General features: G+C 55.8%; 6 protein-coding genes and 11 pseudogenes. 2 read left to right on the plus strand and 15 right to left on the minus strand.

From position 1 onward, the window contains the following. Positions 1–233, minus strand: a 233-nt coding sequence (locus ACTBDU_RS11120; RefSeq protein ID WP_438806509.1) for a transposase, incomplete at its 3' end; no start/stop codon positions are given. Between the two features lie 321 nt (positions 234–554). On the opposite strand from ACTBDU_RS11120, the gene ACTBDU_RS11125 reads away from it, so the two are divergent. Next, on the plus strand, positions 555–1,157 hold the full coding sequence (locus tag ACTBDU_RS11125) for a peroxiredoxin C (RefSeq protein WP_438806510.1): 603 nt from the start codon (positions 555–557) through the stop codon (positions 1,155–1,157). 95 nt (positions 1,158–1,252) lie between these two features. Here the strand turns inward: ACTBDU_RS11125 and proY are convergent. The 5 genes and pseudogenes from proY to asd all read right to left on the minus strand — a co-directional run bounded on the left by proY (position 1,253) and on the right by asd (position 9,314). After that, positions 1,253–2,619, minus strand: a pseudogene (gene proY / locus ACTBDU_RS11130) (proline-specific permease ProY). A gap of 132 nt (positions 2,620–2,751) precedes the next feature. Next, positions 2,752–4,070, minus strand: a pseudogene (brnQ, locus tag ACTBDU_RS11135) (branched-chain amino acid transport system II carrier protein). A 625-nt stretch (positions 4,071–4,695) separates the two neighbouring features. Further along, positions 4,696–5,794, minus strand: a pseudogene (locus ACTBDU_RS11140) (cobalamin-independent methionine synthase II family protein). Between the two features lie 334 nt (positions 5,795–6,128). Continuing rightward, positions 6,129–7,228: pseudogene (locus ACTBDU_RS11145) on the minus strand (GlgB N-terminal domain-containing protein); the annotation flags it as partial. A gap of 979 nt (positions 7,229–8,207) precedes the next feature. Further along, a complete protein-coding gene (gene asd / locus ACTBDU_RS11150) occupies positions 8,208–9,314 on the minus strand; it encodes an aspartate-semialdehyde dehydrogenase (RefSeq protein WP_438806511.1) in 1,107 nt (368 codons plus the stop codon). Positions 9,315–9,522: 208 nt separating this feature from the next. On the opposite strand from asd, the gene ACTBDU_RS11155 reads away from it, so the two are divergent. Next, positions 9,523–10,116, plus strand: coding sequence for a YhgN family NAAT transporter (locus ACTBDU_RS11155; protein WP_438806512.1), 594 nt, complete (start codon positions 9,523–9,525; stop codon positions 10,114–10,116). A 156-nt stretch (positions 10,117–10,272) separates the two neighbouring features. Here ACTBDU_RS11155 and gntT read toward each other — a convergent pair. The 9 genes and pseudogenes from gntT to ACTBDU_RS11200 all read right to left on the minus strand — a co-directional run. Continuing rightward, a pseudogene (gene gntT, locus ACTBDU_RS11160) lies at positions 10,273–11,582 on the minus strand (gluconate transporter). A gap of 290 nt (positions 11,583–11,872) precedes the next feature. Then, a pseudogene (gntR, locus tag ACTBDU_RS11165) lies at positions 11,873–12,842 on the minus strand (gluconate operon transcriptional repressor GntR). Positions 12,843–12,918: 76 nt separating this feature from the next. Beyond that, positions 12,919–13,615 (minus strand): annotated as a pseudogene (locus ACTBDU_RS11170) (pirin family protein). Between the two features lie 263 nt (positions 13,616–13,878). Continuing rightward, complete coding sequence (gene yigL / locus ACTBDU_RS11175; RefSeq protein ID WP_438806513.1) at positions 13,879–14,685, minus strand: sugar/pyridoxal phosphate phosphatase YigL; 807 nt, start codon at positions 14,683–14,685, stop codon at positions 13,879–13,881. 46 nt (positions 14,686–14,731) lie between these two features. Further along, positions 14,732–15,655 (minus strand): annotated as a pseudogene (locus ACTBDU_RS11180) (alpha/beta fold hydrolase). A 14-nt stretch (positions 15,656–15,669) separates the two neighbouring features. Continuing rightward, positions 15,670–16,133: pseudogene (locus ACTBDU_RS11185) on the minus strand (LysE family transporter); the annotation flags it as partial. A 24-nt stretch (positions 16,134–16,157) separates the two neighbouring features. After that, positions 16,158–17,978: an ATP-dependent DNA helicase RecQ gene (gene recQ / locus ACTBDU_RS11190; protein WP_438806514.1), complete on the minus strand. Its 1,821-nt coding sequence runs from the start codon at positions 17,976–17,978 to the stop codon at positions 16,158–16,160. A gap of 63 nt (positions 17,979–18,041) precedes the next feature. Continuing rightward, positions 18,042–18,152: pseudogene (locus ACTBDU_RS11195) on the minus strand (phospholipase A); the annotation flags it as partial. 1 nt (position 18,153) lies between these two features. Continuing rightward, positions 18,154–18,872, minus strand: a pseudogene (locus tag ACTBDU_RS11200) (IS3 family transposase); the annotation flags it as partial.

Consider the following 18,872-nt stretch of genomic DNA (forward strand, 5'->3'; position numbering starts at 1 on the left):
TCAATGCGTTGTACCTTCTTCTTGAGCTCACGTATTTCAATTTGTTCCGGGGTTATGGGAGAGGCTTTTGGCGTTTTCCCCTGTCGCTCATCACGCAGTTGTTTTACCCATTTCGTCATCGTAGAAAGGCCGACGTCCATGGCTTTTGCTGCTTGCACGGCGGTGTAATTTTGGTCGACAACCAGTTGAGCGGATTCGCGTTTGAATTCAGGACTAAAATTTCTTCTTTTCATTGGTGCACCCGTGTTGTTCTGAGGTGAGCGTATCACCTCTGTTCAGGCGGCCAAATTCAGTGTGCGACTACACTTCTCCTTAGCCTTTGGCTCTGCCTTTTGCATTGCCTTTGCTCCCTGGCGAGGAACCGCGTTCAACGCGACCGGCTGAACGACCAACGTGTTTTACGGGGTATAAATGGCAAGATTCACCTATCGCTTCGATAGGCATAACCTATTTAACCAATCGGTACAGGTGACTTTATTCCCCCCCCGGCACGGCCTTATACTAGGTCGGCTCAAATCCTATCAATCCGCAAACGCTATTTTACAGGAGTTAATATGGTCCTGGTTACTCGTCAAGCCCCAGATTTTACGGCTGCCGCCGTGCTCAGCAACGGTGAAATCGTTGACAATTTCAATCTTAAATCGCATATCCAGGGTAAAGCGGCAGTCATTTTCTTCTGGCCGATGGACTTCACTTTCGTCTGCCCGTCTGAATTGATTGCGTTTGACAAACGCTACGCGGAATTTCAGAAGCGCGGCGTTGAAATCATCGGCGTGTCTTTCGATTCTGAGTTTGTACACAACGCCTGGCGGCAGGTACCGACCGACAAAGGCGGTATCGGACCGGTTCAGTACCCCATGGTGGCGGATATCAAACGCGAAATTATTAAAGCTTACGGCATTGAACATCCAGACGCCGGCGTCGCGCTGCGCGGTTCGTTCTTAATCGACAAAGACGGGGTCGTCCGCCATCAGGTGGTTAACGATCTGCCGCTGGGCCGCAATATCGACGAAATGATGCGCATGGTCGACGCGCTGCAATTTCACGAAGAACACGGTGAAGTTTGCCCGGCACAGTGGGAAAAGGGACAGGAAGGGATGGGCGCTTCTCCGGAAGGGGTTGCTAAATATCTGTCCGAAAACCTGACCAGGCTGTAATCGCCTTGCGTTCGTGCAGATAAGGCAGTTAAGGCAGTGACTCTGCCCGTATCACGCCGGTCGGCAACCCGACCGGCTTTTTTTATGCTAAATGTTCAGGGCGCGCGCCCCGCTGCACACGGGGAGCTCTTCCCCATCATGGCAATCTCCGGCACGGTCCTTAGGAGGCGGCTACGCGCTTCGTTTTTACGCGGCGGTACCCCCAGTAACAGCAATAAAATCCACACCGCGCCAACGTACAGCGAGGCGCTAGTAGTAGGAAAATACCCTATCAGGCCGTTAATAAATAACAGGAAGAGCACGCTGATACTCGCGGTGAGGGCGCCACCGGGCAACGGGAATTTCAGCGCCTGCACCTGCTCAGGCTTGAGCCTGCGGCAAAATGCGATGTGTGAACATAAAATCATGATCCACACTCACACGGTGGCAAAGGTTGCCAGTGAGGCGATCAGCAGGAAAACATTTTCCGGCATAATATAATTTAAATAGACCGCTACCAGCATGGCCAGCATCGTCACCAGCACCGTTACCGTGACGCGATACGCGCTGGAACAGGCGCGGCGCGTGCTCCTGCCTCGCCATATCGTGCAACATGCGGCCCACGCCGAACACGTCGCTGTTGATGGTCGATAACGAGGCCGTCAGCACCACGAAGTTCAGCAGGCCAGCGGCGACGAGGATGCCCAAATGTTGGAAAGTCAGCACGAACGGGCTACCGCCTGTACCTACCTGATCCCAAGGATAGATGGACATGATAACCGCCAGGGTACCGACATAGAATAGCAGGATACGCCAGGGCACGGAGTTGATGGCGCGGGGTATGGACCGCTGCGGATCCCGCGCTTCGCCGGCGGTAATGCCGATAATTTCAATCCCGCCGTAGGCGAACATCACCATTTGCAGCGACAGTACCATGCCCCAGACGCCGTGCCTGAAGAAGCCACCGTGGCGCCATAAATTCGCTACGCCGGTGGGCTGGCCGCCGTTGCCGATTCCCCAGACGATGATACCGAGGCCGGCCAGGATCATGACAATGATGGTGCCCACTTTGAAAAAGGAAAACCATAACTCCAGCTCGCCGAAGGCTTTGACGCTGAGTAGATTAATCGCGCCGATAAACAGCACCACACTCAACACCCAGACCCAATGCGGCACCAGGGGGAACCATACACTCATATAAATGCCGAAGGCGGTGACATCGGCGATGGCGACAATCAAAATTTCAAAACAGTAGGTTCAGCCGGTGATATACCCCCCCATTGGGCCAAGATTATCCTGTGCGTAGCGTGAGAACAAACCGGCATTCGGTTTTTCCACCGACATTTCACCCAGGGCGCGCATGATGATATACGCCGCCAGCCCCGCCTATCAGATAAGCCAGCAGCACGCTGGGACCGGCCATTTTAATCGCATCAGCAGAACCATAGAACAAGCCGGTGCCAATTGCGGATCCGAGCGCCATAAACCGAATGTGCCGCGTAGAAAGAGCCCGCTTCAGCGAAGAGGGGTGGGAGATTGCATGACCTGAACCCTTTTTTTCACAGGAAAAAACCACGGAACGGTGTCCGTGGTCTATTGATTACATCGCGACCGCTTACAGAACAGAGATTTTCTGCCGCCCGTGGGATTGATCGACCCCCGCGACGATGAGCATAACAAGCGTCGGCGGCTGCCAGGCCAGTCCCTGGGCACTCAGCGGCAGGCGCTCTACCCAGGCAGGCAGAAGGGTCGGGGTAAGCCGACACCTTGATGCCATCGAGACAGCCAAACGGCAGGCTGACCAGCATGCCCGGCGCGACAAGACGGCTGCTGGAGTGCCACCAGCGCAGGGTAAAGCTCAGCAGAATCAGCACAATGCAAGGCGGATAAATGGCGGTAAGGACCGGCACGGAAATCGATATCAGATGGCTCAGTCCCAAATTGGAAACCACCATGGAGAACAGCCCTAGCAGGAACACCAATTTGCCATAATTGGTACCGGTATGTGCGCTAAAAAACTCGGCGCAGGCGCAGGTCAGCCCTACCGCGGTGACCAGACGGGCTACAGTAATCAGCACCGTCAGAAAACCACTGCCGGCGGCGCCGAAGGTGTATTGCACATAAACGTGCAGAATTTCCGCGCCGTTTTGTGCCTCAGGCACCAGCACGCCGCTACCCGACCCCAGTTTAAACTGCGTCAGATAGACGGCCGTCGGACCAATACCGGCAATCAGGCCGGCGAAAATGGTATACAAGTGAGCAACTGCGCACTCGCCACACCGCGCGACTGGGCGGCGTTGACGATAACGATGCCGAAAACCATTACGCCCAAGGTATCCATGGTGAGATAGCCGTTCACAAAACCGCTGTAAAACGGCAAATGCCTGTAGCTCACCGCCACCGGCAGCGGCTGCCCTGCCGGCCATAGCATTGCCGCCATTCCCAGCACCGCCAGCGTGATAATTTTGAGCGGCGCCAGCACATGGCCCAGCGTATCCAGCAAGCGACCGGGAGTAGAGAGAGATACCGATCACCAGGGCGAAATAAATCAGACTATAAATCAGCAGAGGCAGTTCGCCGTTGCCGGCAAAGGGGGCGACCCCGACCGCAAACGACACGGTAGCGGTGCGCGGTGTAGCAAACAGTGAGTGGCCCCACCGCCAAATAGCAGACCACCGCCAAAAGCAGACTGGCTTTTTGACCGATAGGCAAACTTAGCGCATCAATGCCGCCGCCGAACCGCGCCAGCGCTATAACGGTGATAACCGGAAGGCCAACCGCCGTAATCAAAAAGCCCGCCGCCTCCAACCAGACATGCTGGCCGGATTGCAGGCCAGCCATTGGCGGAAAGATGATATTGCCGGCGCCGACAAACAGCGCAAAGGGCATAAAGCCCAGCGCGAGGATGTCTTTGGAGGTTAAACGTTTTGTCATGGGTTTGTATTAAGGTTTGTAGTAGTTCGCAATAACAAATTCTTATGACGGAGCGGTGATTTGCACGCCCTTGACCGCGACGGTTGGCAACGCGTGAACGGCGGTTAAGCCGGACAGAAAAATAATGCGGAGAGCAATACTGACGGACGGCGCGACAACGGCGACTAATTTAATAGTTTATAGCGGTTGCTGGCGAGTCCATCTGTTAAAACTGGCATTATAATCTGCTTTTCAAAAAACTTTTAGTTTAAGTATTCAAATATTGCCTTATCTACATCTACGCTACATGATAACCCACCCGGCAGCGAAAATCGCGTTTGTGACATAAGAAATTTCTATGACGCAGACCCCTATGCACGCGCCGCGGCGAAGCGGCAGAGTCCGGCGCCGCGGAGAGATTGCGGGTGATGATATCCTGAGGTACAGGCGCTGTTTGGCGCGAGGGGGCATCAATGTTCAAGGCCTGTCCCGATGCTTATGAGGCAACCCCGCTGCTCATCCGTCTACCCCGATGCTCCAGGCTAACGCAGGTCTATAGGCTGTCCCTAGGTTCAGGGAGGTGTGCAGGGGTCCGCCCACCGGAAGGAAGACGCGCGGGCAGGCGACTACCCGCGCTTAAGGGGTATTACCAGGCGCGGCGAACGATATCCAGCACCAACTTCAGCTTATCCCATTGCTGCTGTTCACTGAGCTTATTGCCCTCTTCGGTCGAGGCGAAACCGCACTGCGGGCTCAGGCACAACTGATCCAGACTGACATACTGGCTGGCCTCATAAAGGCGGATCCAGCATTCGAGCGCCGGCGTTTTCGAGGTGATAAGCCCCAGCACCGCCTGTTGATGCGCGGGGTTAATAAAACGCAGCGGTTCAAAGCCGCCGGCGCGCTCGGTATCATACTTCAGGAAGAACGCGTCCACCTGCACCTGACCGAACAGGATTGGCGCGACCGGCTCATAACCCCCCCCCCCCTTCGGAAATCTAGGTGGAACGAAAATTGCCGCAGCAAACATACAAGCTAACCACCAAATCTTCCGGCTTACCGGCCAACGCTTTATTGAGCACATCGGCATATGTCTGCGCCAGGACGTCCGGATCATCGCCACGTTCACGCATCTTACGCTTTTGATCTTCCGAGCACAGATAGCCCCAGACGGTGTCATCAAGCTGCAAATAGCGGCAGCCAGCGGCATAAAATGCAGCAATGGCGTAGTGCCAGGTTTGCGCCAGATCGTCAAAATACGTGGCCAGATCGGGATAGACCTGCTTATCAATCGCCGCGCGCCCGCCGCGAAAATGCAACACGCTCGGGCTGGGAATAATCATTTTCGGCACTGCATCGCCGGCCAAGCTTTGCAGAAAACGGAAATCCCCCAGCATCGGGTGATGGCTGAAACCGAGTTTACCGGTGACTTTGACGCCGCGGGCCTTGGTCTGTACGCCCTGAAATTGAATCCCCTGATCCGGTTGGTAACCCTCGACCTCGTCCAATCCTTCAAAGAAATCCATATGCCACCAGGCGCGGCGGAACTCTCAGTCCGTGACAACCTGTAGCCCCAACGTGCGCTGCTCCGCGACAACCCGTGCAATTTCGTTATCTTCAACGGCGCGCAGCTGCCCGCCATCTATCTCGCCATCGGCGAAACGTTGACGGGCCTGCTTGATGGCGGCGGGGCGTAACAGGCTGCAGACCACATCGGCACGGAAAGGGGCTTGCGTTCTTTGCATTTTACTGCTCCACGAAGGCGTCATCAGCGTGATGACCAGGATAGTTTGGCGACGGGATAGTCACGCCCAGCAACTTACAGACATCCAGGCGTCTATATTTTTTAATGGCAGTGTGTTACTTCGCCTACGACCGCACAAACGAGAAAATTTCAATGCTATTGAAATTTATTGACGTTCAGGGTGAAACTTTCACCTGCGCGGCTGTGGGCAATCCCGCCACCGGCAGCGCCGCCTGCCGCTGGGATTCCGTCAGCGGTATGTAACCCGCCTGGCTGACCTGTGCCTGCCCCTCGAGAAACAACACGTGCGCCAGAAATGCTAACGCCAGCGGATCCAGCGCATTACCGGCCAGATAGTTACGCACTTCGTTGCGGCCGTAGCTGTAAATAAGCGTATTCCAGTCCTGATGCCGTCCTTCTTTGGGATCGGCATAATTCATACAGAGCCGTACCGTCGAACTGGGCCAGCCCAAACTCGTCGCTCGGGAAATGGCCTGGCACCCAGTCCAGCAGCACGTTCAGTCCGGCCTGATGAGCGGCATCAATCAGCGCACGAAAATCTTCCGGCGTGCCGAAACGGCGCGTCGGCGCATAGATGCCGAGAGGCTGATATTCCCAACTCCCGTCGAAAGGGTGCTCGTTAATCGGCAGCAATTCGATACGGGTAAAGCCCATGTACTTGACATAACTTACCAATGGCTCCGCCAGCTCCAGATAACTGAGCCAATAATTGTTCTCGGCGTGGCGGCGCCAGGAGCCCAGATGCACTTCATAAATGGCGATAGGCTGATTCATCGCGTTGGCCCGACGACGTGCCGCGTCCGGTGACGCCGCCAGCGGCGGCAACCCCCGCGTCAGGGATGCCGTGTTCCGGGTGCATTTGCGCCTAGAAAGCGTAAGGATCGGCCTTAAGCCGCGTCTGGCCATGACAATCGATAATTTTATATTTATATAATTAACCTAGGGTTGCCGCCGGCAGAAACAATTCCCAAAGACCGTTTTCCCGCCGCTGGCGCATCGGATGGCGGCGGCCATCCTAAAAATTAAACTCTCCGACCACCGAAACCCGCTGCGCATTGGGCGCCCGAACGGCGAAGCGCATGCCCGAGACCTCATCCAGCACTTCCGGATGCGCCCCCAACCGTTCCTAGGGACGTAAATGGGTTCCTTCCGCCAGCAGCCAACTGTCAATATCCTGCAACAAAGGACCGAAACGATAGGGATCCTCAATAATATAGGTATGATCATGCCAAGTGACGGCCAGTTGATAATGGAAAGGATTTTTACGCCGCGGGACAATCCCGCTAAAAAAACCGTATTGATCTTCACAGGTTAACTCTATGACCCTGCGCCCATTTTTAGCCTCAATTACCGTTACCGCGCTGGGCTCGGGCAATAAGGCGCGTACTACCAATCCCGCAGCGGTTTGATGCATGCCCAATAAAGAAAATGGATCGGCATAATGGCCGGCCACCAGTGCGGTAATAACGTCTTGGTCGGGATATCCTGCCGTGTATTCTTCCTTTACTTACTCCATGAAATAAAAGGATATTGCAAAAAAATAAACGTTTATAACCTACCCACCAGTAAGGTCTCGCACTGTCAGCCGCGCTTGGCGGTTAACCCGTACGTGACAAGGGAGCAGAAAATGCCATAGTGAGAGACAATTACGATGAGGACGTAATCATAAAACCATCAATAATAAGCATAGACAAATGTTTACTGTGCGTTCAGGCTTGCGTAACAGAATTTTTTATTAACTATTAAGCCTATGAAAAACTTAGCTTCGCTAAGTTAATTTTTTTATGCCAATTAAGCATCTTGGCGATAGGTGCGGCATCAGGTACAGTCAATGTTCTGCACCAGCAGGTAATGCGTATAACGGATAAGCGAATTATCGTCACCGCGGCCACTTGCGACAGCGGCGCTGGGGGTTGGCCACGCTCAGACAGGAGCAGGAGATGGGCCGCCTTGTTCCCTTCTTTCGCTAAAGGAAAGAAAGTAGCAGCGTACATGAATCGTTAGCGTCCGTTAGCGCCTGTTAGCGCCTGATAGCGCCTGATAGCGCTTAAAGTGCGGCGCGTTTCAGCCGTGGACAGAGTGAAAGCATTAAGGGAATAATCTCGCTTATCGGCAGCAAAAAGGTGTTTTTTTTCACGCGACAAACGGCCCCTGCCCCATCACGACGCGGCGGCCGAATGCCGTCAGCCCACGAAAATGCGTCGGGCATGACGCCAGCGCCGCAAATAATGCCGCCGCCGGCAGCTAAAGGCAACCGGCCGGCAAACACAGCACAGGCGGCAACCGCCGAGAGGTTCTCGCCGCAGGGGGCGGCGAGAAGCGGCTCGAATCCCGCTGCTATTGAAGCTGGGAAGAAAAGCCCCGGCATCCCGCGGCAGGCGGCGAGAGGTCGTTTAATGCGCCAACTGGCGCAGCATACGGCGCAGAGGCTCGGCAGCGCCCCACAATAGCTGGTCGCCGACGGTAAAGGCTGAAAGATACTCCGGGCCCATATTTAATTTCCGCAGCCGACCGACCGGGGTTTTCAGCGTACCGGTCACTGCTGCCGGCGTCAGCTCCCGTATCGACAATTCACGATCGTTGGGCACCACGGTCACCCAATCATTATGGGTCGCGAGCAGTTGCTCGATTTCCGCCAGCGGCACATCCTTCTTCAGCTTCAGCGTAAACGCCTGGCTATGGCAGCGTAGAGCGCCTATACGCACGCACAGCCCGTCCACCGGTATCGGCTGGCAGGTATTAAGGATCTTGTTGGTTTCCGCCTGGCCTTTCCACTCTTCGCAGCTCTGGCCGTTTTCCAGCTGCTTGTCGATCCAGGGGATCAGGCTACCGGCCAGCGGTACGCCAAAATTATCCGTCGGCAGGGTACCGCTGCGGGTCAGTTCGGTGACCCGACGCTCAATATCCAAAATGGCCGAAGCCGGATCCTGCAACGGTTTGGCTACCGCGCCGTGCAATTGTTCCATTTGCACCAGGAGCTCGCGCATATGGCGCGCGCCGCCACCTGATGCCGCCTGATAGGTGGCCACCGAAACCCATTCCACCAAATCTTGGGCAAACAAACCGCCCAGCGACATCAGCATCAGACTCACGGTGCAATTACCACCGACAAAGGTTTTGATACCGCGTTCTAGCTCTTGCTGGATGACGGCCTGATTGACGGGATCCAAAATGATAATTGCGTCATCGCGCATACGCAGCGACGACGCCGCATCAATCCAGTAGCCCTGCCAGCCGATTTCACGCAGCTGGGGATAGATTTCGTTGGTATAATCGCCGCCTTGACAGGTGACAATAATGTCCAGCGCGCTAAGCGCCGCCAGATCCCGCGCATCTTGCAGCACACCCTGCTGGCCGTTTACCGCCGGTGCCGGCTGGCCATGCTGGAAAGTGGAAAAAAATACCGGGCGGATGGCGTCAAAATCGCGCTCTTCGGTCATGCGCTGCATCAGCACTGAACCGACCATACCGCGCCAGCCGATAAAACCAACGTTTTTCATGTTTAACTGTCCTGCCGTAGGGGGGTGACAAACTATTCCGCCTGCTCTTACTGCGAAGCTTCAGCAGGAAACACTGTGTCCACCTTACAAAATGTGGCTGAAATGCCGCAAGTAAAATTATTCGATTTTAAGCCCTTTTTCAGCAACGGCGCTTATACTCTTCCCCTGCCATTGCCGGGACGCCGGCGCTGATGACGTCGAGGTAATAATGAGCGAAATGATATCGGCTACCGTTTTGTTATTTTTCATTATGGATCCTTTGGGTAACTTGCCCATTTTCATGTCGGTGCTTAAACATTTGGAGCCGAAGCGGCGGCGTATTATCGTCATCCGGGAAATGTTGATAGCGCTGCTGCTGATGCTGATTTTTTTGTTCGCCGGCGAGCATATTCTGTCGTTCCTCAGCTTGCGCACCGAAACGGTGTCGATCTCCGGCGGCATTATTTTATTTTTAATCGCCATCAAAATGATCTTTCCTTCACAGGAAGGCAATAGCTCCGGCCTGCCGGCGGGTGAGGAGCCGTTTTTGGTGCCGCTGGCGATTCCGCTGGTCGCCGGGCCGTCTATCCTTGCGGCATTGATGCTGCTTTCGCATCAATATCCTCAACGAATTAATCATTTGGTACTGGCGTTACTGATAGCCTGGGGCCTGTCGGTGGTCATACTGATGCTATCCGACGTCTTTTTACGCTTGTTGGGCAATAAAGGCGTCAGCGCGCTTGAGCGATTGATGGGGCTATTGCTGGTGATGATCTCGACCCAGATGTTTTTAGATGGCGTCCGCGCCTATCTGCGCGCCTGAGGGGAAAACGCCATCGCCGGCTCATTTGACCGGGGGTAATAAGCGTTGCCAAGCAGCTCGGGTAAGGGAGCTGGCAGGTCGACGAGATAAAAAAAGGCACGGCGGGCACACTGCCACGCCGGACCGCACGTGTTACCACGCGCTATTCGCTGAAGCTTAAATCACCATATTCAGCAACAGACAGCCCAGCAGGCCGCTGGCCGCGATGATGGTTTCCAGCACCGACCAGGAGCGGACGGTCTCGCCGATGGTCAGGTTGAAATACTCCTTGAACAGCCAGAAACCGGGGTCATTGACGTGAGAAAAGATCACGCTGCCGTCGCCGACGGCGATAACCATCAGTTGGGGGCTGACACCGGTGGTGGCGATAAGCGGTGCGGCGATACCGCCGGCGGTAATCGCGGCGACCGTCGCCGAAGCCAGCGCAATGCGCAGCGTAGCGGCGATGGTCCAGGCGAGCAACAGCGGTGAAATGGTGCTGCCTTCCATCAGCAAAGCGATATATTTATCCACGCCGCTGTCTACCAGGACCTGTTTGAAGGCCCCGCCGCCGTTGATAATCAAGAGCATCATGGCGATAATTTTTATGGAATCGGTAATGGTATTCATCACCTTATCCATAAAGCGGCCGCGATTAAGATTGAACGTGAAGATGGCGATTAGCAAGGCGATAAACGTGGCCATAATCGGGTCGCCGAAGAACTCGGTATACGCCAGGATGGGATTGCCCGCCGGTAATACCATTTCGGTAACGGCACGCAGCGCCATTAATACCACCGGAACCAGCGAAGTCCAGACGCTGACGGCAAAGCTCGGCATCTCCTGCTCGGTAAACTTTTTCGGGGTATACGGACCTTCCGGCACCGGCTTGTCAATATGGCGCAGGAAACGCGAATAGACCGGCCCGGCCAGAATGACCGTCGGAATGGCGAGGATGGTGCCGTATAACAGCGTTCTATCCATGTCAGCGTGGAAAATGGCGGCAATTGCGGTAGGGCCAGGGTGCGGCGGCAGGAAGCCGTGCGTTACCGACAGCGCGGCGGCCATTGGCAGTACAGTAGCGAAATACGCGCGTTGGCGGCGATACTGAACACCAGCGGCAGCATCAGCACAAAACCAATCTCATAAAACAGCGCGAACCCGACGGTGAAACCCGTTAATACCACAGCCCATTGAATATAATGCTGTCCAAATTTGTCGATAAGCGTGGTGGCAATACGCTGAGCACCGCCGCAATCCGCCAGCAATTTTCCCAGCATGGAACTGAAACCCATAATCAGCGCCAGACTGCCCAGTGTGCCGCCAACGCCGTTTTTGATCGATCCGATGACTTTGTTGACCGGCATGCCCTGCAGGATCCCTGCCGCCAGCGCAACTAGGATTAACGCGATGAAACCGTTTAATTTAAAACGGATAATCAGGAGCAACAGGAGTGCTACCCCAATGGCAACAATAAAAGGTGGCATGATAATTCCCCAATAAATATCTGTCCGAACCGGTAAGTCGCGCGCCGGTCAATCGGTGATAGTCTTCAAATCGTATCTTACGAGATGATGTTGCCGGTATCATGATACCGGTAACATCTTGCGCTAAGAAATGAATGGGGGAACTAAATTAGTATTTTGTGAGCGGGATCATATCCTGACCTGAAACGCAGGGTCAGAGAATTCTCCCGGTCGGCAGGGTGAAGGAAGAAAGCGGATGGCCCTGATCATATGTACTTTGCAACGATAAGTTGCCTGCTCCGGGGTAAGGGTCAAATACTTTCCCCGGCCAGTAACGTGAAACCGACGTCGATTTGCTCGTCAGCGCGCGCTTCGCCCCACAGGCGGGCCAACAGGCAGTCGGCGCTCAGGTGCCCCATTTCCTCACGGGGGGTGAGTACGCTGGCCAAGCGCGGATGAACAACGCGGGAGAAGTCGTGACCGTGAAAACTGGCTATTGCCATCTTGTCGGGCACGGCAATTCCCTGGCGCTGGCATTCAAACAATGCGCCTATGGCCAAGTCGTCATTGGTGGTGATTATGCCGTTGATACCGGGATATTCTCGCTGCGCCTGGCGCAGTAATTTAACACCGGCGGAATAGTTGGAGGAGTCCGTCATCATGATGCTATAGGCGGGCAAGCCGGCGTCGCGCATGCCTTGCTCATAGCCTTGCTGCTTAATTATGGTACGTTCATCCTGTCGGGCGCCGAAATATACCACCTGATGATGCCCACGCTCGACGATAAGCCGGGTCATTTGCCGCGCCGCCTCGAAATTATTAAACCCCACCGCCATATCCAGACAGGGGGAGATGCAATCCATAATTTCCACCACCGGAATACCCGCCACTTCGATCATTTTCAGCGTACGGGGGGTATGATGGCGTTCGGACAGGATAAGGCCGTCAATGTTATAAGACAGTAGCGAGGTCAGCCGCAGCTCTTCCAGCTCCGGCGAATAACCGTAGTGCGCTAGCATGGTCTGATAGCCGTTGGCATAGGTGACCCGCTCAAATCCCGCGCAGGACTTCGACAAAAACCTGAATAGCGCGGCTGGTGGCGTTGGAGAGGATATCCGGCGCCCGGTTAGGGATATAACTCAGACTATCAAGCGCCGCGGCCATCTTCGCCTGCAGCGCCTGGGAGACCCGATCCGGATCGGGCAGATAGCGACTCACCGTCATTTTGGTTACCCCAGCCTGATCGGCGACATCCTGCAATCCCGGCCTTTTTTTCTTCATTATTAACTTGTTAACCCCCGCCGATCATTCAGCCAAGTTTAACAAAAAAATCCGCTGCCGAGTATTTTTATCCCGGTCAAACCGGGGGCAGATTAAACAGTAGCACTTCGCTATCGTCGTGCGCCGCCAGTACAATACGGCTTTCGTCCGCTACCGCGAGCGCATCGCCGGTTGTCATATTGACATCATTCACCGTCAACGCGCCGGCGATGACCTGTAGCCACATCCGACGGCAGGGGACGATGGGCAGCGAATCCGACCGCCCGCGCGGCGGCGCCCAGCGGGTCAGGGTCATATCCTGGAACACCTGCAGCAAGCCGTCGCGGCCGTCGGGCGGTAGCACCAACTGGGCGACCTTCGGGCGCCGCAAAGCGGCGTTGTTCGTAGCGCGGCGGCCGGCCGGTTTGCGCCGGCGTTATCCAGATCTGATAGAGATGCAAGGGCGCATCGTCGCGGGCATTGTATTCAGAGTGCCGTATCCCGGTCCCGGCCCTCATGATCTGAAACTCACCGGCGTGAATCTGCGCCTGATTGCCCATACTGTTCCGATGCGCGACCGTGCCGGAGCGCACATAGGTCAGGATTTCCATATCCTTATGCGGCTGCGTGCCGAAACCCTGTCCGGGGGCGATCACGTGCTCGTTTATCACCCGCAACGCGGAAAAAGCTATAAAATCTAGATGATAGTAATCGGCGAAGGAAAAACTATGCCAGTTGGTCAGCCAGCCGTGATGGGCATAACCGCGATCGCTGGCGGCGCGCAGGATGTTCATATTCAATTCTCCTCACTATTTTCCTTTAGTCTATACGCGACCTGAAAGAATAATAGCGGAAAAATATCATCGCCAAGTTCAAAAAATTAGAATGAAAAATCTGCGTCAAGGGATGAACCGGGGACAAAAAAGCCAGCGCACAGGCTGGCTGAAATTACTGGAAGCAATGTGAGCAATGTCGTACCCCCGTGCCAGTATCGCAATAACCGGCAAGCGCGACAAAACAATAGTAATCATTATCATTCGCACTTGTAAGGTTTTTTTTAGCAATCGCCCAGATACATTGCCCGCAGATAACGGGGAACGGCGTCGTCCTCGTTGCTGCCGATGACCTCCAGGTTCGGCAATGCCTCTTTAAGACGCTGTTGGGCGTTTTGCATAATGCAGCCTTTGCCGGCCATCGCCAGCATCTCCTGGTCATTCATCCCGTCGCCGAAGGAAATGCAATCCTGCAGTTGATAGCCCAGCAAACTGGCCACCTGTCGCAGCGCATGCCCTTTGGAAACCCCGCCCGCCATGACTTCCAGGCAAACCGGCAGTGAGAAGCTGACGTTGACCCGATCGCCCCAGCGAGCGTTGAGCGCCTCTTCCAATACCAGCAGCCGCTGATGATCGTCGCAGGTGAAATACACTTTGCAAATGCCGTCCGTGGGCAGCGCCCCTTGTTGATACACCTGATATTTGAAGGTGGACTCGCGGAAAAAATCTTCCTGATCGGCGCGATTGCAGTTCATAAACCATTCATCATTGCGGAAGACATTGGTCAGGATCCTCGGGTCCTGATGCACTACGCTAAACAACTCTGCCGCAATGTCCTTGTCCAGATTGTGGGAGAAGATCAACTCGCCGGCGGTGTTGTGCACCCGCGCGCCGTTAGAGGTGATCATGTAGGTGTCAATTTCCAGATTGGCGCGCATCTGCGCCACATCCACATGGTGGCGGCCGGTGGCGAACACGAAGTGGATCCCGCGCGCGGTCAGCAGTTGCAGGGTTTGTTTGGTGTAGGGAGTAAGCCTGTGGGCCGGGGAGAGCAGTGTGCCATCTAGATCGGACGCAACAATATGGAACATGGGGCGATAGAACCTCTGGTGTATGCGGCGAAACTAGCGCCGCAGATTAATGATGCCGCATAAAGAAATTAGCGATTAGCGTGAGCGCCCGCGCGCGCAGCGGGTCAGTCTTGAGTAAAATTTCGTGACGCGCGCTCGTCATCGTTATCGGGCCGTTATTTTCACAGGGATGACCTGCCCGGGCCATGGCCTGACAGAACACCCAGTGGCTACGATTGTCGACGATTTTTTCTTCCCCGGCCTGCAGCAGGCCCGGCGTGGTGATAGCCGCAGCCTGCGCCATCACCTGTTGACCGGCTAGCATGCCCTCACGCACCCAATGGTAAGTGGGGCCGCCCAGCTGCAGCTCGGGGTAATCGGCCTAATACCGCAGATTGCTACGATAACGCTGACAGCTGTGCGTCAGCATATTGACCATTAACGGCCGGGGCCGCCAGGCCAGCCAGAGCGGCCTCGGCAAGCGCAGCCCGAATATCGGCGCGCACAGCGCGGCGGCGTGGCAGGCGTCCGGCTGATCAGCCAGAAACAGCGGCAATATGGCGCCGCCCATGGAGTGCGCCAGCGCAAAGCGTCGGCGGTAACCGGTCGGTTGGACAACCCGTTGCCAGAAATGGGCGAAATCACCGACATAATCAGCGAACTGCAATATATGCCCGCGGTGGCTGTCCGCCAGCAATCGCCCGGAAAGCCCTTGTCCACGGTGATTAATAATCATCACATCATAGCCGCACTGAAACAGATCATAAGCCACTTCAGGGTATTTGACATAGCTTTCAATACGGCCGGTGCTGATGACCACCAATTTATCATGATCGGGGGCGCAAAAGCGCACAAAGCGAATCGGCAGCGACTGCGCGCCGGCGAATTCTCCTTCTTCTCGCCCACGCCAAAAATCCAGTAGCTCGCCGGCAGAGGACGCGGCAAATTGCCGTTCACGGGTTAACCACTCCGCGTTACGCACCCGGCACATCGCCCGGCGTCGCCTCAGCGCGACAAAATGAGGTTAATGCCGAAGCCGGCAAACAACATGCCGGCCACGCCATCAATCCAGCGCGCAAGACGCTGATAGCCGCGGCGCATCGCCGGCAAGGGCGGATACCACCGCCACCAGGGAAAACCACAGCAGGGTTTCGCCCAAAATCAGGGCAAATATTCCTAAACGGGCGCCGGCGCCAACATCATCGCCAACGAAGAGCGAGAAGAGGCTACCAAAGTAAATGACCGCCTGGGATTGGCCAGATTGGTTAACAAACCGCGCAAAAAGCGATGTTCCCGGCCGTCGGCTCGTAGCAATTGCTAGCCCATCTAGCAAAGATAAGACCGCCGCCGACGGTAATAAGGCTGTGCAGCCAGGCCATGCGGCTCAAAAGCAAATGCAGCCCCAACAGAGTTACCGCCCCCCAGATAGCCACCCCGAGGGTGATGCCCAGGACGCCGTACATCGCCTGGCGAACCTATCGGCCTTACCGCCTTTAACTCAGGGTCGGCCGCGAGTCCTCATCAGACAGGTGTTCGCGGATAAGGGCCAAAAACGGCAGACCGAAACGCTCCAGTTTGCGGTTCCCCACCCCATTGACCCGCAACATCTGGCCGCTGTCGGTGGGCAGCAGCTCTGCCATCTCCAAGAGCGTGGCGTCGTTAAACACCACATAGGGCGGGACATTGGCCTCATCCGCCAGCGCTTTACGCAGCCTGGCGAACAGCGGGCGGTCATAGTTGCTGCCGTAGGTTTTGGGGGCCGCGCGGGTTTTCAGATTGGTCACCCGCAGCTCCGCCAGCATCAAGTCCACCTCGCCCCTGAGCACCGGCCGCGCTGACTCTGTTAGCTGTAACGCCGAATGCTGAATGATATTCTGGCTGACCAGCCCCGGATGAATCAATTGCCGCAGCACGCTTATCCAATCCTCATTGCTGCGCTCGCGGCCGATACCGTAAACCGGCAGGCGGTCGTGCGCATTTTCGCGGATACGCTGGCTGTTGACGCCTCTGAGCACCTCAACGACATAGGCCATATTAAAAAGCTGCCCGACCCGGTAAATGCAGGAGAGCGCTTTGCGCGCTTCCTCCAGCCCATCGTAGCAGTTGGGCGGATCGAGGCAGATGTCGCAGTTTTCACATGCCATCTGACGACCTTCGCCGAAATAGTTCAGCAGCACCCGCCGCCGGCAGGTCTGCGCCTCGGCGAAGGCGCCCATGGCGTTGAGCTTATGACGCTCGATGTCCTGCTGCTGACCCACGGGTTTTTCTTCCAGACAGCGCCGCAGCCAGGCCATGTCCGCCGGATCATACAGCAAAATGGCTTCTGCCGGCAGACCGTCGCGGCCGGCACGCCTGGTTTCCTCGATGGTACGCGGGATGTCGAAGTGCAGCACAAAGCGCACGTTGGGCTTATTGATGCCCATGCCGAAGGCGACCGTCGCCACCACGACCTGTAAATCGTCACGCTGAAACGTCTCTTGCACCTGAGCGCGGCGATCGTTTTCCAGGCCCGCGTGATAGGCGGCTACGCTGACGCCGCGGCTTTGCAAACGCGCGCTCAGATCTTCCACCCGCGAACGCCTATTGCAATAAATAATACCGCTTTTACCGCGCAGACCCTGCACGAAGTGCCAGAGTTGCTCAAAGGGTTTGTACTTCTCCACCAGCGTGTAGCGGATATTGGGACGGTCGAAGCTGCTGAGCTGGATTAGCGGATCGCGTAAGTCCAGCAGGCGCAGGATATCTTGCCGCGTCGCTTCGTCCGCGGTGGCGGTCAGCGCGAGGAACGGCAGCGTTGTGAAATGACGTTTGATTTGTCCGAGCGCGCGATATTTCGGGCGGAAGTCATGTCCCCATTGAGAAGTGTAGTGCGCCTCGTCCACCGCGATCATCGCCAGCCGCCACTGCTGCAATTGCTCGAGCATGTTGTCCGTCATCAGACGTTCGGGGGCGATGTAGAGCATTTTAATGCGCCCGGCGCGGCACGCCGCCATCACCTCGTACTGCTGCTCGCGACTTTGGGTGGAGTTCAGGCAGACAGCCGCGACGCCGTTGGCCAGCAGTTGATCAACCTGGTTCTTCATCAGCGAAATCAGCGGCGAAATCACCAGCGTCAGCCCCTCCATCACCAGGGCGGGGATCTGATAGCACAGTGATTTACCGCCGCCGGTGGGCATGACCAGCAGGTAGTTGCGGCCGCTGAGCACCGCGTGAATGATCGTTTGCTGGCCCGGCCGAAACTGCTGGTAGCCGAAGGTGTCGTGCAACACCTGCTCCGCCAACGCTCTCCACTGGATTATTTCCGCCGGAGACACATCTGCTCCAACTTTGTCTTCAGACGAACGCCGCAGCGGCGTCCGTGGTTAAGTCCCTGTGAATTACATCATATCATTGAGTATAAAGCCCATCCCAATACGCGTCTGGCGATGATTATAATCGATTAGCGACTCGCCATAACCGCTAAACACCTGGGTATAAAAACTGTAGTGGTCAACTAAAACTGGCCACCGCGTTAGCGTTCTTCCAGTATCTATTTTCTGATTCGTTTGGTGGCAACCCACCGTTATATTCATGCGGCCTGAGTGCGCTGTAATATCCCACGATATAGTCGGTAATTTTATGAGCTGTTTCGCTGAAGCTGTTGTAACCCTTTGTCGGCACCCATTCTGTCTTCAGGCTGCGGAAGAAGCGCTCCATCGGACTGTTATCCCAATAGTTACCACGCCGACTTATGCTTTGTTTGATCCGGTAACGCCACAGCAACTGTCGGAACTGCCTGCTCGTTATAGTGGCTACCCTGATCGCTGTGGAACATCACTCCGGCTGGTTTGCCACGCGTTTCCCATACCATTTCCGGTGCTTTGATGGTCAGTCTGCTGTCCGGGGAGAACGACATAGCCCAGCCCAGCGCTTTCCTCGCGAACAGATCAAAAACAACCGCAAGGTATGCCCAGCGTTTCCCGGTCCAGATATACGTCACCTCGCCGCACCATACCTGGTTTGGCTCCGTTACAGCGAACTGGCGCTCAAGGTAATTCGGGATCGCGACATGCTCCTGACCGCCACGCTTATACCTGGGCGTCGGCTGCTGACAACTGACCAGCCCCAGCTCTTTCATGAGCCTGCCTGCGAGCCAGCGCCCCATGCGGAAGCCTCTCTGGGTTGCCATGGTGGCGATACTTCTCGCGCCAGCGGCACCATGGCTGATA

Origin of the sequence: Sodalis sp. (in: enterobacteria) (genome assembly GCF_051710625.1) — a bacterium.
Classification (GTDB): Bacteria; Pseudomonadota; Gammaproteobacteria; order Enterobacterales; family Enterobacteriaceae; genus JBPESN01.

What these genes read in the sequence shown, in the direction of transcription:
- ACTBDU_RS11125 (WP_438806510.1), top strand. Translation starts at nt 555, where the DNA reads ATGGTCCTGGTTACTCGTCAAGCCCCAGATTTTACGGCTGCCGCCGTG.
- yigL (WP_438806513.1), bottom strand. Translation starts at nt 14,685, where the DNA reads ATGTTCCATATTGTTGCGTCCGATCTAGATGGCACACTGCTCTCCCCG.
- asd (WP_438806511.1), bottom strand. Translation starts at nt 9,314, where the DNA reads ATGAAAAACGTTGGTTTTATCGGCTGGCGCGGTATGGTCGGTTCAGTG.
- ACTBDU_RS11155 (WP_438806512.1), top strand. Translation starts at nt 9,523, where the DNA reads ATGAGCGAAATGATATCGGCTACCGTTTTGTTATTTTTCATTATGGAT.